Consider the following 18,794-nt stretch of genomic DNA (forward strand, 5'->3'; position numbering starts at 1 on the left):
AGTCAAACGTTTTTTCAATAAAACTAGAGTGACTTAAAATATTGGTCTAAATTCGCGTTTTGTCAACAAATAATGGCATTTCAACGATAAAATAAATGTTACTTTAATAATAATTTCTAAAAAATTAATATTATTTTTGAACTAAGATTAATAGCAATAATTTTGATTTTCATAAGTATCGTATATATGTAAATTTATATATATGTGATAAAGGTTTTGTTGCCTTTGAAGTTTTTTCAAATAAATTCTATTAGTCTATTAATATAGAATAACGAATAGTATATAGATAAATAACTTTACTTTAAGATAATATGAAAATCTTTACCCGATTCTCGTTTACAAACGTTTCATTGATAACTAGGGCTTTGCTCTTAGTTATAATAATATTTTCTTGGAACGGAAATTCGCAAAATATTTTAACAAATCCAGGACTCGATGTTGCTATTGCTACTTGTGATGGTAGTGATGCACAGAGAGATCAACAGCCAGATGGTTGGATTAAAACAAATACTCCAGATAGATCTACAGATTTTCAAAGAGCTTGGGATAGTTTTGAGGCTCCAAGTACACCATCGCCAAGTGGAGGATGCTATTTTGGTTTTAGAGCACTTGCTGGTAATCCTGAGGGTATTGGTCAAAACGTTAATTTAGTAGCGGGAGAAACTTATAGATTTTCTTTTGAATATTTAATTCAAACTAGGCAAGATGGTTCAACTACACCATGTACTCCTGAACTTCAAATCAGGATTAATGGTACTCCAGTGGCAATTATTCCACCACCAGCATCAGAAAATATTTGGGTAACAACTACAGCAACATTTATTGCTCCAACTACTGGTTCTTCTCTTTTTGAGTTTTTCTCAGGAGGTTCATGTGCAAGAACATGGAATTTTGTTGACGATTTAGATTTAAGAATGATTGATCCTTGTACAGATGGTGCAATTGCTGGTACAGTAACTGCAAATGACCCAGATGCAGATGGTATTAATAATACATGTGATTTAGATGATGACAATGATGGTATTGATGATATAAATGAATGTAACGAAATAGTAATAAGTAATTCGTTTTTGGCAGATGCTATATCCAACGGTACAGCAACAGTTGTAGAAGGTGGTGCATCAGGTACCCCAGTTGTTAACGATGCAGGTCCTGGTAATAATGAACTTGGGTTAAGGTACATAGATCAAGATTTAGGTATTACATATTATCAAATTGGCTTCGGAAGTGCTGATTTTTCTGGATTAGATGGTCGTACAGTATATATGAGGTTGCAAATTGATGATAATACAGCGGGTAATAGTTGGTTTTCTAATATTGTACCCGGAGCCAATGATTTTAGATTGGTTGGTAATGGTGGCGATCAAATAGAGGCACAGGTTAATGCAGATCCATTTTTAGACACTCAAACTTTCGGAACTTTCGAAATAGAATTTACAATAAATCAGGCTAATTTTTCTGGAACATCAGCGCAATACAATGCTATTCTAGCAAATCTAGAGTTTATACAAATTAGAGGAGAATTTTGGGGAGGTCCTCAAGGTATTGTTGAAAGTGAACTTATTGCTTATTTAACAGAAGTTATTCCAGACTGTGACACAGATGGTGATGGTATTTTTGATATTTATGATATAGATTCAGATAACGATGGCTGTAATGATACAATAGAGGCAGGACACTTGGATGTAGATGATAACGGTCAGGTAGATGGTACAGGTGTAGAACCAAATACTGGAAGAGTTACCGGAGCAGCAACAGCATATACAGGTACAAATATAGATGTCACAACTGCTACTCAAATCACAGTTGACGCAACCGCACTAATGGATCAAACCGTTGTAGAAGGCACTAGCACAACATTTACAATTACATCAGCGACAGCGGTAAATACAACCACTTTTGCAGCAGGTGTGCCAAATTATAATATACCACCAGCAACAGATGATTCTGGTGATATAGGATATCAATGGCAAGAAAATGGCATTGATTTGACAGATTCAGGAGTGTACTCTGGATCAAATACAAATACACTTACAATATCAAATGTTACAGGTTTAGACGGAAATGTATATAACTTGATAATTACGCATTTAAACAATGCTTGTGCCAATATTCAAAATAGCGCTACTTTAAATGTAGTTGTACTGCCAACAATCTCTGCGGAAAACGATGATTTCAGTACAACACCTATAAATCCAGATGGAGGCAATACAGCAAGCGTTTTTGCAAACAACGGAAACGGGACAGATTTAGCTGATGGTTTAGAAGCAAACGATGCTAATATTTCAGATAATATTTCTATAGCAGATAATGGAGGTTTAGTAGGTGTAACAATTAATAATGACGGGACAATTAACGTTCCTTCTGGAGCTACTGCAGGAACTTATGATGTACAATATACAATTTGCTTAGAGGCAGATTCTTCTATTTGTGATACTGCAACAGCAATAGTAGTTGTCGGTTTATGTTCAGATTTTCCAACTAATGATTGTGATGGCGATGGTGTTATCAATTCTGCTGATGTTTGTGAAGGTTTTGATGATGCATTAGATGCAGATTTAGATGGTGTACCAGACGGTTGTGATTCAGATGATGACAATGATGGTATTTCAGACATTACAGAAGGTTACGGTTTTTATACAGACGGAATTGTTGGTGGTATATGTACAGGTTTAGCTTATAATTTTAATGGAGGAACTTATGTGCCAACAACTGGTTCAGGAGCAGGTACATTAAATGCAGAATATCGTTTTTCAACAGTAGCTGCAGGTTTGGATGCCATATTAAGAATTTCTCAAATTAGCCCAGGTGTAAATATTGTGAGTATAGATCAAAACTTAGGTGATGATGATGCACTTCAGCCTAATTTAACTTACGATCCAACTGCAACCGGCGAATTAACAGTTCAATTCGAAATTAGATTTGTAGATGCTGGTACAACCAATAGTGCAACTGTTGATCGTGTCGGTGGATTTATCCAAGATATAGATGGAGATAATACTTTGAAAGAGTTTTACAGAGTTCAAGATATTGTAGGCTATAGCGTTGGGAATCCTTCATTAATTGATGTTACTAATCTTGGTGCTGGCGTTATACGTTTTGAGGCTGATGGTTCAGGGAACGCACCTATAGATCCTATAGATACGTCAAATCCTTATCGTATTTTCTTTCAGAAAAGAGATGTTAATTTATTTAGATTTACAATTGGAGCAGATAAAATATCAACAAATCTAAGAGATCGTTTTTATTCTATTCGTTTTGATGAATGTAGGATTAACTTATACAATGATCCATCACATATTTTCTTTAATGCAATAGATACTGATGATGATGGAACACCAGATTATGTTGATCAAGACAGTGATAATGACGGTTGCGTTGATGCCAATGAAGCTTTTACATCGGCTGACATTGATAGTAATGATGATGGTTCTTTTGGAGGTGTTATAGATCCTTATAATCCTGGAGACCCAACTAATGCAACAGGAGTTAATGAGAATGGTATCGTTAATGCAGCACCTTACGGTCAACCTGATCCAGCATATATTACTGCTGTAGATATAACAATTGATACCGTACCAATAGATGAAACTGTCATAGAAGGAAATAGTATCATGTTTACTGTAGATGTGACTGCATTACAGGCATCATCCTTTAATAGTGGTATTCCAAATTATGATATAAATGCTAATGCTGGTTTGGTTTATCAGTGGCAAGAAAATGGAATAGATATTTCTGAAGGAGGAAATTATATTGGTACAACCACTCAAGAGTTAACAATAGTAGATGTAACAGGACTTGATGGCAATATTTATAATGTAATTGTTTCTCATTTTAATAATATTTGTATCAATGAGCAAAATAGTGCTACACTTACCGTAGATGCATCATTAACAATTGATGCATTGGATGATGATTTTAGTAGTACACCATTTAATCCAGTTACAGGTGGTACAACCGGATCTGTTTTTGATGACAATGGAAATGGAACAGATTTGGCAGATGGTTTACCCGCAACCGATGCTAATATCTCTAATAATATATCAATTGCAGATAATGATGGTCTTACAGATGTAACGATCAGTCCTAATGGTACAATCAATGTTCCTTCAGGATCCTTACCAGGAACATATAATATACAATATACAATTTGCTTAGAAGCAAATCCAACAATATGTGATACTGCAACTGCAATTATTATCATTAATGCATGCGCAGATTATCCAACAAACGATTGTGATGGTGATGGTATTGTTAATTCTGCAGATACCTGTGATGGTTTTAATGATAATGCAGATGCCGATGGTGATTTAATTCCAGATGGTTGTGATGATGATGATGATAATGACGGTTTATTAGATATTGATGAACAAGGTGTAACCACAAATGGCCAACCTGCATGTGGAAGCGAGACAAGTTTTGATTTTAGTTCTCTCGCTACGGAAGAAGTTGGTGATGGCAATATTGCAACACTGCTCGAAGGGGAAGTGTTCAGATTTGCAGATGTTCAGACTGGAGTAGACGCCTTAGTGACACTTGTTGATTTTGTTAATGCAGAAGTTGATGTTTTGGATGATAACACTGAAAATACTGAATACTTTAAGCCTGGTACTAGATTTACAAGCTTAAACCCTAATCAAGAAGGGTATGTAGAATTCAATATTCAATTTGTTGTTTCGGGAACTACCACTTTAGCGCCTGAAGCTGCAGAAGTGTTTGTTAATTTGAATGATATCGATGGAACACCAGACTTAAGAGAAAGAGATAGGGTACAAACACCAATAAGTTATACTGTAAGTAATCCCACAGATGTAAATGTTGAAAATGAGCCTAATTTTTTATTGGTGACATCAGGAAATGTTGACTTCCCAGGTACTTCAAACGTAAATGACAATTTAAATGTGTCAACCCGTTATGTGAATTTTAACAACTACACAATGAGATTAGGGGTTAAGGCTACTAACGCAATCAATGATGTAGTAAGATACCATAGTATTGAGTTTGCTTGTGTCGATAATTTTACAAACCCAATAACTACAGACCCTGACACAGATGACGATGGGATTCCTGATTATTTAGATACAGATAGTGATGATGATGGTTGTCCAGATGCTTTAGAAGGTGATGGAGGTCTTACCTTCTCAGATTTAGATACAGATGATTCTTTAGGAGACAATGTTGATGCTAATGGTGTTCCCCAAGATGGAGCTATGAATTCGTTACAACAAAATGATGTTAGTTCGACAGATCCAACTGTAAATCCGTGCGAAAACCCTAGCATCCTTGCAGAGAAGAGTGTATCAGTTACGGACAACGGTGATGGCGTTCTTGGAGCGGGCGATACGGTGAACTACACGATCACCGTTGAGAACACTGGAGATGTGGTTCTGACTAATGTAGGTATCGTCGATACCTTGACGGACCTTGACGGTAACGTGCTTACCTTGACGACAGGTCCTACATTTGACAGTGCAGATGCAGGAAGTTTAGAAGGCACTTTACAGGTCGGTGAGACCGCTACATATTTGGCGACTTACGTGATCACACAGGACGACGTTGATGCTGGCGGTATCAGCAACACGGTACTTGCGGATGGCGACAGCCCTGATGGCACGAATGTTACTGACGTAAGTGACGACCCTAACGATGATGACAACGTTGACCCTGACGGAGATGGCGATCCAGATGACCCAACGGATACGCTGATCCCAGAGGACCCTAGCATCCTTGCTGAGAAGAGTGCATCGGTCACCGACAACGGTGATGGCGTTCTTGGAGCTGGCGATACGATCAACTATACAATAACAGTAGCGAACAGCGGAAATGTCACTTTAGATGGGGTTACCATAACAGATACCTTAACTGACGCAGACGGAAACGTGCTGACCTTGACGACAGGTCCTACATTTGACAGTGCAGATGCAGGAAGTTCAGAAGGCACTTTACAGGTCGGTGAGACAGCGACCTACCTTGCAACGTACGTGATCACACAGGATGACGTAGATGCAGGAGGCGTGAGCAATACGATATTGGCATCGGGTGATAGTCCAGATGATACAACTGTAACAGATGACAGTGATGACCCTAACGATAATGATAACGTTGATCCAGATAACGATGGCGATCCAGATGATCCGACCGATACGTTAATAGATGAAGACCCAAGGATCATAGCTGAGAAATCGGCAACGGTCACGGACAATGGAGATGGAACACTTGGAGCAGGGGATACTATAAACTATGTGATAACAGTTGCCAACACAGGTAACGTTACCCTTGACGGTGTTACGATATTGGATACGCTGACGGACCTTGACGGAAACGTGCTGACCTTAACGACAGGTCCTACATTTGACAGTGCAGATGCAGGAAGTTTAGAAGGCACTTTACAGGTCGGTGAGACCGCGACATATTTGGCGACGTACGTGATCACACAGGATGACGTTGATGCAGGGGGCGTGAGCAATACGGTATTGGCATCAGGTGATAGTCCAGATGATACAACTGTAACAGATGACAGTGATGACCCCGACGATCCGGAGAACATTGACCCTGACGGTGATGGCGACCCGGACGATCCGACCGATACATTATTTGAAAAACCAAGCATCCTTGCAGAGAAGAGTGCATCGATCACCGACAACGGTGATGGCGTTCTTGGAGCAGGCGATACGGTGAACTACACGATCACCGTTGAGAACACTGGAGATGTGGTTCTGACTAATGTAGGTATCGTCGATACCTTGACGGACCTTGACGGTAACGTGCTTACCTTGACGACAGGTCCTACATTTGACAGTGCAGATGCAGGAAGTTTAGAAGGCACTTTACAGGTCGGTGAGACCGCGACATATTTGGCGACTTACGTGATCACACAGGACGACGTTGATGCTGGCGGTATCAGCAACACGGTACTTGCGGATGGCGACAGCCCTGATGGCACGAATGTTACTGACGTAAGTGACGACCCTAACGATGATGACAACGTTGACCCTGACGGAGATGGCGATCCAGATGACCCAACGGATACGCTGATCCCAGAGGACCCTAGCATCCTTGCTGAGAAGAGTGCATCGGTCACCGACAACGGTGATGGCGTTCTTGGAGCTGGCGATACGATCAACTATACAATAACAGTAGCGAACAGCGGAAATGTCACTTTAGATGGGGTTACCATAACAGATACCTTAACTGACGCAGACGGAAACGTGCTGACCTTGACGACAGGTCCTACATTTGACAGTGCAGATGCAGGAAGTTCAGAAGGCACTTTACAGGTCGGTGAGACAGCGACCTACCTTGCAACGTACGTGATCACACAGGATGACGTAGATGCAGGAGGCGTGAGCAATACGATATTGGCATCGGGTGATAGTCCAGATGATACAACTGTAACAGATGACAGTGATGACCCTAACGATAATGATAACGTTGATCCAGATAACGATGGCGATCCAGATGATCCGACCGATACGTTAATAGATGAAGACCCAAGGATCATAGCTGAGAAATCGGCAACGGTCACGGACAATGGAGATGGAACACTTGGAGCAGGGGATACTATAAACTATGTGATAACAGTTGCCAACACAGGTAACGTTACCCTTGACGGTGTTACGATATTGGATACGCTGACGGACCTTGACGGAAACGTGCTGACCTTAACGACAGGTCCTACATTTGACAGTGCAGATGCAGGAAGTTTAGAAGGCACTTTACAGGTCGGTGAGACCGCGACATATTTGGCGACGTACGTGATCACACAGGATGACGTTGATGCAGGGGGCGTGAGCAATACGGTATTGGCATCAGGTGACAGTCCAGATGATACAACTGTAACAGATGACAGTGATGACCCCAACGATCCCGAGGACATTGACCCTGACGGTGATGGCGACCCGGACGATCCGACCGATACATTATTTGAAAAACCAAGCATCCTTGCAGAGAAGAGTGCATCAGTTACGGACAACGGTGATGGCGTTCTTGGAGCGGGCGATACGGTGAACTACACGATCACCGTTGAGAACACTGGAGATGTGGTTCTGACTAGTGTAGGTATCGTCGATACCTTGACGGACCTTGACGGTAACGTGCTTACCTTGACGACAGGTCCTACATTTGACAGTGCAGATGCAGGAAGTTTAGAAGGCACTTTACAGGTCGGTGAGACCGCTACATATTTGGCGACTTACGTGATCACACAGGACGACGTTGATGCTGGCGGTATCAGCAACACGGTACTTGCGGATGGCGACAGCCCTGATGGCACGAATGTTACTGACGTAAGTGACGACCCTAACGATGATGACAACGTTGACCCTGACGGAGATGGCGATCCAGATGACCCAACGGATACGCTGATCGAAGAGGACCCAAGGATCATAGCAGAGAAGAGTGCATCGGTCACGGACAACGGTGATGGCGTTCTTGGAACGGGCGATACGATCAACTATACAATAACAGTAGCGAACAGCGGAAATGTCACTTTAGATGGTGTTACCATAACAGATACCTTAACTGATGCAGACGGAAACGTGCTGACCTTGACGACAGGTCCTACATTTGACAGTGCAGATGCAGGAAGTTCAGAAGGCACTTTACAGGTCGGTGAGACAGCGACCTACCTTGCAACGTACGTGATCACACAGGATGACGTAGATGCAGGAGGCGTGAGCAATACGATATTGGCATCGGGTGATAGTCCAGATGATACAACTGTAACAGATGACAGTGATGACCCTAACGATAATGATAACGTTGATCCAGATAACGATGGCGATCCAGATGATCCGACCGATACGTTAATAGATGAAGACCCAAGGATCATAGCTGAGAAATCGGCAACGGTCACGGACAATGGAGATGGAACACTTGGAGCAGGGGATACTATAAACTATGTGATAACAGTTGCCAACACAGGTAACGTTACCCTTGACGGTGTTACGATATTGGATACGCTGACGGACCTTGACGGAAACGTGCTGACCTTAACGACAGGTCCTACATTTGACAGTGCAGATGCAGGAAGTTTAGAAGGCACTTTACAGGTCGGTGAGACCGCGACATATTTGGCGACGTACGTGATCACACAGGATGACGTTGATTCAGGGGGCGTGAGCAATACGGTATTGGCATCAGGTGATAGTCCAGATGATACAACTGTAACAGATGACAGTGATGACCCCAACGATCCCGAGGACATTGACCCTGACGGTGATGGCGACCCGGACGATCCGACCGATACATTATTTGAAAGCCCTAGCATCCTTGCAGGGAAGAGTGCATCAGTTACGGACAACGGTGATGGCGTTCTTGGAGCGGGCGATACGGTGAACTACACGATCACCGTTGAGAACACTGGAGATGTGGTTCTGACTAGTGTAGGTATCGTCGATACCTTGACGGACCTTGACGGTAACGTGCTTACCTTGACGACAGGTCCTACATTTGACAGTGCAGATGCAGGAAGTTTAGAAGGCACTTTACAGGTCGGTGAGACCGCTACATATTTGGCGACTTACGTGATCACACAGGACGACGTTGATGCTGGCGGTATCAGCAACACGGTACTTGCGGATGGCGACAGCCCTGATGGCACGAACGTTACTGACGTAAGTGACGACCCTAACGATGATGACAACGTTGACCCTGACGGAGATGGCGATCCAGATGACCCAACGGATACGCTGATCGAAGAGGACCCAAGGATCATAGCAGAGAAGAGTGCATCGGTCACGGACAACGGTGATGGCGTTCTTGGAACGGGCGATACGATCAACTATACAATAACAGTAGCGAACAGCGGAAATGTCACTTTAGATGGTGTTACCATAACAGATACCTTAACTGACGCAGACGGAAACGTGCTGACCTTGACGACAGGTCCTACATTTGACAGTGCAGATGCAGGAAGTTCAGAAGGCACTTTACAGGTCGGTGAGACAGCGACATATTTGGCGACGTACGTGATCACACAGGATGACGTAGATGCAGGAGGCGTGAGCAATACGGTATTGGCATCGGGTGATAGTCCAGATGATACAACTGTAACAGATGACAGTGATGACCCCAACGATCCGGAGAACATTGACCCTGACGGTGATGGCGACCCAGACGATCCGACAGATACGTTTATAACTCCTACTCCTTTATTGGATGTAGTTAAAGTTGCAGACATATTTGATAATGGCGATGGTGTGATAGGTGTAGGTGATATTATCACATATACTATTACTGTAAATAACGCTGGAAACGTCATATTAAATAATATTACTATCATAGATACATTTACAGATGCTAATGGAATACCATTAACTCTAGATTCTGGGCCTACATATGTAAGTTCAGATGCTGGAAGTTTAGAAGGTAGCTTGTTAGTTGGAGAAACAGCAACGTATACAGCTTCATACACTATAACTCAAAGTGATGTGGATGCAGGAGGAGTAATTAATAGCGTTAATGCTAGTGGAACTGATCCAGATAATGGAGACGTGAGTGACACAAGTGATGATGGTGATGATACTGATGGTAATACGGAAGATGATCCAACAGAAACTTTTACAGATTCTGGTTTTGAATTATCTGTTACTAAAGAAGTAGATATTAGTCAGCCATTAATAGGGGATTTTGTAACATTTACAATTACGATTGCAAATGATGGCTTTGTAACAGCAAATGGTGTTGTCGTTGAAGATATACTTCCAAGTGGATATACATTCGATTCTTTTATAGCAACACAAGGAACTTATTCCGAAGTAAATGGACTGTGGTCTGTTGGACAATTAAATCCTGGCCAAGCAGAAATACTAGAAATTACTGTTGAAGTTCTTGGCTTTGGAGATTATTTGAATACTGCTAGCATAATTGAATTCACAGGAGGTGATGACGGAAATGAAGAGAACAATACTGATTCTGTTGATGTAGAACCAATATGTTTAACTATTTATAATGAGTTCTCTCCAAATGGTGATGGTATTAACGACTTCTTTAATATTGATTGTATAGAAACGTTCCCTAATAATACATTAGAGATTTACAATAGATGGGGAAATATAGTTTATGAAACTAAAGGTTATAGAAATGACTGGGAAGGAACTTCAAATGGAAGAGCTGTTCTAAATCAAGGCGATAAATTACCAGTTGGAACTTACTACTATGTAATTGATTTAAAAGACGGATCAGAGCCACGAGTAGGATGGTTATATCTAAACAGATAATTAATAAGGCAAGATTAAAAACAATATTAAAATGATACAGAAATCATCATTATTTAAAGGATTAATACTATTAGTGTTTAGTGCGCTAATGATTAATACTAGTTTTGCACAGCAGGACCCTCAATATACTCAGTATATGTATAATACAATGAGTATCAACCCAGCTTATGCAGGGCAGAGAGAGGTATTAAGTGTGACAGGATTACATCGTACGCAATGGGTTGGGATTGATGGAGCTCCACAAACCCAAACATTAGGTATTCATTCACCACTTAGAGATAATAGATTAGGCTTAGGTTTATCTATTGTTAATGATGCTTTGGGGCCTGTAAATGAATATTATATAGATGCTAATTTCTCTTATACGATCCAAGTAAGTGATAATAATACAAAATTATCTTTTGGTGCAAAAGGAGGTTTTCATGGCTTGACTTCAGATTGGAGTGAAGGTGTAATTCAGCAATTAGGAGACCCAACATTTGAAGACAATTTAAGCGTTTTCTCACCAACAATTGGCGCTGGTTTATATTTACATAATAGAAAATGGTACGTAGGATTGTCGGTACCAAATTTTTTAAGGACAGAACATTTTGATGATAGTCAAGTATCTATTGCTAAAGAGCGAATGAGCTATTATTTAATTGCAGGTTATGTATTTAATTTGGGAGAAAAAACCAAATTAAAACCAGCAGCTTTAGTGAAAGCAGTTTCAGGTGCACCAATAATTGCAGATGTTTCTGCTAACTTTTTGTTCAATGACAAATTGACCTTAGGTGTTGCCTACAGGTGGGATGATTCAGTTAGTGGTTTGGCAGGAATTCAAGTTACAGACGGACTTTTTATAGGGTACTCTTATGATGCCACAACAACCAACCTGAATAACTATAATAGTGGTTCACATGAAATCATGTTACGTTTTGAATTACAGAAAATAGGTAGAATATTATCACCAAGATTCTTCTAAAAAAAAGATTATGAAAACACATAAAATTATATGTACTCTAGCTTTAACTCTTGTATTTTCTATGGGATATTCCCAAAAGGGAAAAGTAAGGGAAGCCAATGAAGCTTACGACAATTTAGCCTATTTAAAGACGAGTGAAATCCTTTTGGAAGTTGCAGAAAATGGCTACAAAACCGTTAACCTTTTGCAAAAGCTTGCAAACTCCTTCTATTTTAACAATAAAATGGAAGAGGCTGCAAAATGGTATGGTGAGCTTATGGCTATGAATGAAAATGAAGATCTTGACCCAGAATACTATTTTAGATATGGTCAAGCCTTAAAATCTATTGAGAATTATTCTGAATCTGATAAATGGATGAAAAAATTCGCTGAGTCAGATCGAAGTGATTTAAGAGGTAGAGCATTTTTATCAACTGTAGATTACCTATCTATGATTGAAGAGGCAAGCAGGGATTTCGAAGTTAAAAATTTAGAGATCAATACAGATGTTTCAGATTTTGGGGCAACGCAATACAAAAACCAGCTTATATTCGCTTCTACTCGAGGAGGAGGTAAAGAATACAAGTGGAACGAGCAACCATATCTTGATTTATATTCCGCAGATAAACAAGAAAATAATTCCTACGGAAATGCAAAACAACTAGATAGCGAAATCAATACAAAATTTCATGAGTCTACTGTAGCATTTACTCCAGATGACCAAGTCATGTATTTCACACGAAATAATTATTTCAATAAAAAATACAAGAAAGATGAAGAAGGTACAAACCGTTTGAAAATTTTTAAAGCAACTTTAAATGATGATGGAGAATGGGATGATATAGAATCTGTACATTTCAATGATGATGCTTACAGTGTTGCACATCCTACCATTAATGTAAAGGGGACTAAATTATACTTTGCATCAGATATGGAAGGTACATTAGGGATGTCTGATATATTTATGGTAGATATCAACGCAGATGGTACTCTAGGTGACCCAATAAATTTGGGTCCTTCTGTAAATACTGAAGGTCAAGAAACATTTCCTTTTGTAAACTCAGATGGCGATTTATATTTTTCCTCAAATGGCTTTAATGGCTTAGGTGGATTGGACGTATTTGTGATTAGAGATTTTGAAAACAAGCAAGAACTAAGTCAGCCAATGGCATTAGAAAACGTGGGAAGGCCAATTAACAGTCCTATGGATGATTTTGCATACTATGAGAATCTAGGTACAAAAGAAGGCTTCTTCACATCCAATAGAGATGGAGGAAAAGGAGACGATGACATATATAGTTTCATGATTCCAGAATGTGAGCAAATCGTAGAAGGTATTGTAAAAGATCAAGAAACAGAAGAGATAATAGTTGGCGCAAAAGTCACTTTATTAGATAAAGATGGTAATCAATTAGAACAACAAATTGTTGGAGCAGATGGTGCTTACAAATTTGAGAATCTTGAATGTGAAAAGGAATACTTAATTAGAATAGAAGCAGATCAATATGCTACAATAGAAGAACGTTTCACAACGCCTAAAAAACCACAAAAGCTTGAGATTAAATCTAATCTTCAAAGAGATGAAGTTGAGTTGGAGCCATGTGCCGATTTAGCTAAAATATTAGATATTCCAATTATATATTTTGACTTTGATAAATCCAATATTAGATATGATGCTGAAGTAGAACTACAAAAAGTATTAGCAGTATTAAACAAATATCCTACCATGACTATCGATATTCGCAGTCATACAGATTGTAGGGGAACAGCGTCTTACAACGAAAAACTATCTGAGCGTAGAGCGAAATCAACACGTCAATATTTAGTAGATAAAGGTGTCGATGCAGATCGTTTAACCGCAAAAGGTTATGGAGAATCCAGATTGGTAAATGATTGTGGATGTGAAACAACAGATGATACTAATTGCAGTGAAGAAGAGCATCAATTAAACAGACGTAGTGAATTTATAGTAACAAGTATCAACGGGAAAAAATGCCCAGAGAAAAATTAATCACTAAGTATAAATATTAAAATTTGTTAAAAGCTGTCTTTTTTTAAGGCAGCTTTTTTATTTGTGGTGCTATTGTGAAATTTAGTTGTTATTTTTGTTAGCTATGACAGAAGAACGCGTAATTTTAGTTAACGAAAACGATGAGCAAGTTGGTACAATGCCAAAAATGGAAGCTCATGAAAAGGCCTTGTTACATCGTGCATTTTCAGTATTTGTATTTAATGACAAAAATGAGTTAATGCTACAACAACGAGCTAAGCATAAATACCATTCTCCGTTACTGTGGACAAACACATGCTGCAGTCACCAAAGAGTTGGTGAAAGTAATATAGAGGCAGGAAAACGTCGTTTAATGGAAGAAATGGGTTTTGTAACAGACTTAAAAGAAACAATTTCTTTCATCTACAAAGCACCTTTTGATAATGGCCTCACAGAGCATGAATACGACCACATTATGGTTGGTCATTACAACAATGAGCCAAATATCAATCCCAGCGAAGTAGAGTCATGGAAATGGATGCCTTTAGAAAACGTAAAAATGGATATTGAATCACATCCAGAATTGTACACAGCATGGTTTAAGATCATTTTCGATAAGTTTTACGAACATATAAACATCACAAAGTAATGCGAGTAACAGTAAGCAGAAAAGCACATTTTAACGCAGCACATCGGTTATATCGTAAAGATTGGAGCTTTGAGAAAAACAATGATATCTTCGGGAAATGTAACAATCCAAATTTCCACGGTCATAATTACGAGCTCATCGTAAGTGTAACTGGAGAAATTGATCAAGAAACGGGCTTCGTTATAGATGTGAAAATCTTAAAGGATATCATCAAATCTGAAGTTGAAGATGCCTTCGACCATAAAAATCTCAATATAGAAGTTCCAGAATTTCAAGAATTAAACCCTACAGCCGAAAATATCGCAGTAGTCATTTACAATAAAATAAAGCCAAAATTAAGTGCACACCTAGACATAGAAGTCATACTTTATGAAACACCTCGAAACTTCGTAAGTTATTCTGGAGATGAAAAATAAATTGTATCCCTTAAAGTTTGATCCAATTTTGAAAGATAAAATCTGGGGCGGACGAAAGCTTAACCAACTATTGCATAAAAGTTCAGACCTACCAAATATTGGAGAAAGTTGGGAGCTCAGCGACGTTGAAGAAAACACATCAATCGTATCAAATGGCCCATTAAAAGGCCAATCACTCAAGACGCTTTTAGAAACCTACAAAGCACAATTAATAGGCGATAAAAACTATAATATCTTCGGAAATAAATTCCCATTACTCATAAAATTCATTGATGCCAAACAGGATTTATCAATCCAGTTACACCCAAATGATGAATTAGCAGCAGAGCGTCATGATTCCTTCGGAAAAACAGAAATGTGGTACGTTATGCAAGCAGATGATGACGCCAATTTAATAGTTGGGTTCAATCAAGAAATGACCCAGGAAAAATACCTTAGTCATCTTGAAAGCAAAACCTTAACCGAGATTCTAAACTTTGACAAGGTAAAAACAGGAGACACTTATTTTATAGAAGTAGGTCGTGTTCACGCCATAGGAGCAGGAGTTATGCTTGCAGAGATACAGCAAACCAGTGATATCACATATCGGGTTTATGATTGGGACCGCGTGGATGATGAGGGTAATGAGAGAGAATTGCACAACGATCTGGCAATAGATGCATTTGATTTTAACATGCCAGATAATTTTAGAGTAAATTACTCAAAGAAAAAAAATGCCTCTAATCAAATGGTGAGTTGCCCATATTTTACAACTAATTTTCTTCACGTTACAGATTCTATTCTAAAGTTAAATTCTAAAGATTCGTTTCTTATTTATATATGCGTAGAAGGAGAGGCTTTAATAGAAACCGAAGAATCTTCAGAATTTATAAAAAAAGGAGAGACCATCTTGCTTCCGGCAGCCATAGAAACCTTTAAAATAACTTCTACTAATGTAAGACTATTAGAAGTTTATGTTTAATTTTGCATCCAAATTAATAAAATAAATTATGGCAAATGTTAGAGACCTAAAAAAAGACATTAATTTTGTTTTAGGTGATATTATAGAAGCTGTGTATGTATGGGAATATAACAACCCAGATAAAGACACAAAAAAGAGTGAAGCAATCGTTGACGAAGCAATCGTTACGTTTGACGAATTAATTGTTAGAGTAAATAACAGAAGTGTTGAGGATAAAAAAGCTCATTTTAAAGCAATTAATAACGATCTTGAAACGAAAGGAAGAGCGTTAATCGAAAAATTGAATAATTTAAGCTAAATTTTTTCACAGAGTGCTTGCAGATTTAAATAGCTATATTATATTTGCCGACACTTAAACAGCCGATGTAGCTCAGCTGGCTAGAGCAGCTGATTTGTAATCAGCAGGTCGTGGGTTCGAGTCCCTCCATCGGCTCAAAAAAAAAGTCCTAATCTTCTTGATTGGGACTTTTTTGATTTTAATAGACCTTTATCGTGAAAAACTAACTACTATATCAGATTTGAGTTTACGCTAAAGGCTACTTTAATTCTGCCTTACGTTCATCAATTAATTCTTTAAGCTGGATACCGTATTTCGATTTCCTTATATCTTCGGTAAGTGCTTTATAGATTTCTTCTAAAAAAGGAACACTTGTATTGGAAACTTCACTAATTGCCAAATAAGGAGACACTTCACTATCTGGGTGGTTTACTGCAAAATTAATCGTGTAGAGATATTTACGTTTGATGAGTTTATTGTAATTATCTTCAAAAGAAACCGTAGTGTCATTGGCTTTGCTTGCTTCTAGACTTTCTTGGATAAGTTCTAGGTTTTTGTCGCTAAACTTTGACATCATCACCAAATATTCTTCAAGAGTTTCTTGTTGTTTAGAGCCTTTTATTTTTGAATCAAAGTTGAAGTTTTTTAATGTAGAATTAATTTCGGTAATACCTTTATCTGCAAAAAAGACGACAGTGCCTTCGTCATTGTCATTTTTATTCAGTTTTAATAACAGAATTTCAGGTTCGGAAAGTTCTGCATGTAAAACAAAATTTGGGCTTCCATTGATTTCTAAAGAGTCTATGGTTTCCATCACAGAATCATTCTGTCTCTGGAGGTAAACGGTTCCTTTTTTTAAGCCTTTTACATATCCGTTGAGCGTAAAATCATGAGTTTCTTCATTTCCGCAGGAAAGAAATAAAAGTGCAATACAGGCAAAAATAATCTGCTTCATTTTATCAGTTTTAAGGTGCGCAAATATCTTATAAATATTATAGAAATACTAACTTCCTGCAGCTATTTGCATCAACATTGTACAACCTATTGCAGCAATGGTACCAATGGCATAACCAAAAACTGCAAGCAATACACCAACAGTCGCTAACGAAGGGTGAAAAGCCGATGCCACAATAGGTGCAGAGGCTGCACCACCAACATTGGCTTGGCTACCAACCGCTAAAAAGAAGTAAGGCGCTTTAATTAGTTTGGCAACACCTATTAATAGTAGTGCGTGAATAGACATCCAAATTATACCGATGCCAATAAGGCCAACGTTTTCGAAAATGAGGGTTAGATCCATTTTCATACCAATGGTGGCAACTAAAATGTAAATGAATACACTCCCAAATTTACTGGCACCTGCACCTTCATAATTTTTTGCTTTGGTATAGGACAACAAAACCGCTATTAGAGTAGAGATACTAATCATCCAAAAGAAAGATGAGCCTAAAAAGGTAAACACGTTTCTAATTTTTTGGGATTCTATGCTGGCAACCAAATTATCGAAAAATGGCGCTAAAAAATCTGCAGATAAATGCGCAAAACCAACTGCACCAAAGGCAATGGCGCCAATAATCATAATATCGGTTAGTGACGGATTTCTTTTTACTTTCTCTGAAAACGTCGAGACACGTTCTTTCAAATCTTCAATGGCGGTAATATCTGCCTTTAGCCATTTATTGATCCTGTTGCGTTTTCCAATTCCTATTAAAATGATTGCCATCCAAATATTTGCAACAACAATATCTACAAATACCATCGCTCCATATTTTGCTTGGTTATATTCGTAGATTTCTAACATTGCAGTTTGGTTGGCACCACCACCAATCCAGCTACCTGCTAATGTTGATAGACCTCTCCAAACAGCATCTGTTCCAGCACCTCCAACCGTTTCAGGAGAAAATGATGCAATAATCAAAATAGCGATTGGTCCTCCAATAAGGATGCCTATTGTTCCTGTAAAAAACATAACGAGTGCTTTCCAGCCTAAATTGAAAACTGCCTTTAAATCAATGCTCAATGTCATTAACACGAGAGCTGCTGGGAGGAGGTAGCGACTTGCCATATAATATAAGCTTGAACTGCTTTCGGTTTCTATTCCAGTTTCTGAAACTGTTTTCCATTCTGGGGCAATTAATCCTGATGTGGTCAATACTGCAGGTAACATATAGGCCATAAATAAACCTGGAACAATCTTGTAGAACTTTGGCCAAAATCCTGTTTCAATTGATTCGGTATAAAATACAAAACCCAATGAAAGCATTAAAAGTCCAAAAACTATAGTGTCATTTGTAAAAAGTGGTGTTGTGTCCATGTTTAGATTTTAATTGTATTGCAAA

Annotated in this window: 9 protein-coding genes and 1 tRNA gene; 8 read left to right on the forward strand and 2 right to left on the reverse strand. The window is 38.8% G+C overall.

What is annotated here, in order from left to right; translation table 11 throughout:
- The first annotated feature begins 365 nt into the window (after nucleotides 1–365).
- The 8 genes from GQ40_RS01225 to GQ40_RS01260 all read left to right on the forward strand — a co-directional run bounded on the left by GQ40_RS01225 (nucleotide 366) and on the right by GQ40_RS01260 (nucleotide 16,611).
- Entirely contained in the window at nucleotides 366–11,219 is a 10,854-nt protein-coding gene (locus tag GQ40_RS01225) for a T9SS C-terminal target domain-containing protein (protein WP_047545022.1), read from the forward strand.
- A gap of 31 nt (nucleotides 11,220–11,250) precedes the next feature.
- Nucleotides 11,251–12,183: a type IX secretion system membrane protein PorP/SprF gene (locus GQ40_RS01230; protein WP_047545024.1), complete on the forward strand. Its 933-nt coding sequence runs from the start codon at nucleotides 11,251–11,253 to the stop codon at nucleotides 12,181–12,183.
- 10 nt (nucleotides 12,184–12,193) lie between these two features.
- A complete protein-coding gene (locus GQ40_RS01235; protein WP_047545026.1) occupies nucleotides 12,194–14,173 on the forward strand; it encodes an OmpA family protein in 1,980 nt (659 codons plus the stop codon).
- Nucleotides 14,174–14,276: 103 nt separating this feature from the next.
- A complete protein-coding gene (idi, locus tag GQ40_RS01240) occupies nucleotides 14,277–14,801 on the forward strand; it encodes an isopentenyl-diphosphate Delta-isomerase (protein WP_047551244.1) in 525 nt (174 codons plus the stop codon).
- Nucleotides 14,801–15,217 carry a 6-pyruvoyl trahydropterin synthase family protein gene (locus tag GQ40_RS01245; protein WP_047545028.1) on the forward strand — a complete coding sequence of 139 codons (417 nt, stop codon included), beginning with the start codon at nucleotides 14,801–14,803 and terminating at the stop codon, nucleotides 15,215–15,217. Before idi ends, GQ40_RS01245 begins: the two co-directional genes overlap by 1 nt.
- Nucleotides 15,207–16,178: a type I phosphomannose isomerase catalytic subunit gene (locus tag GQ40_RS01250; protein WP_047545030.1), complete on the forward strand. Its 972-nt coding sequence runs from the start codon at nucleotides 15,207–15,209 to the stop codon at nucleotides 16,176–16,178. Before GQ40_RS01245 ends, GQ40_RS01250 begins: the two co-directional genes overlap by 11 nt.
- A gap of 28 nt (nucleotides 16,179–16,206) precedes the next feature.
- On the forward strand, nucleotides 16,207–16,476 hold the full coding sequence (locus tag GQ40_RS01255) for a hypothetical protein (RefSeq protein ID WP_047545032.1): 270 nt from the start codon (nucleotides 16,207–16,209) through the stop codon (nucleotides 16,474–16,476).
- Between the two features lie 61 nt (nucleotides 16,477–16,537).
- A tRNA-Thr gene (locus GQ40_RS01260) sits at nucleotides 16,538–16,611 on the forward strand.
- 103 nt (nucleotides 16,612–16,714) lie between these two features.
- Here GQ40_RS01260 and GQ40_RS01265 read toward each other — a convergent pair.
- Nucleotides 16,715–17,410 carry a DUF4369 domain-containing protein gene (locus GQ40_RS01265; protein WP_047545034.1) on the reverse strand — a complete coding sequence of 232 codons (696 nt, stop codon included), beginning with the start codon at nucleotides 17,408–17,410 and terminating at the stop codon, nucleotides 16,715–16,717.
- A gap of 48 nt (nucleotides 17,411–17,458) precedes the next feature.
- Nucleotides 17,459–18,769, reverse strand: coding sequence for a DUF819 domain-containing protein (locus tag GQ40_RS01270; protein WP_047545036.1), 1,311 nt, complete (start codon nucleotides 18,767–18,769; stop codon nucleotides 17,459–17,461).
- Nucleotides 18,770–18,794: the final 25 nt, after the last annotated feature.

Origin of the sequence: Psychroserpens sp. Hel_I_66 (assembly GCF_000799465.1) — a bacterium.
Taxonomy (GTDB): domain Bacteria; phylum Bacteroidota; class Bacteroidia; order Flavobacteriales; family Flavobacteriaceae; genus Psychroserpens.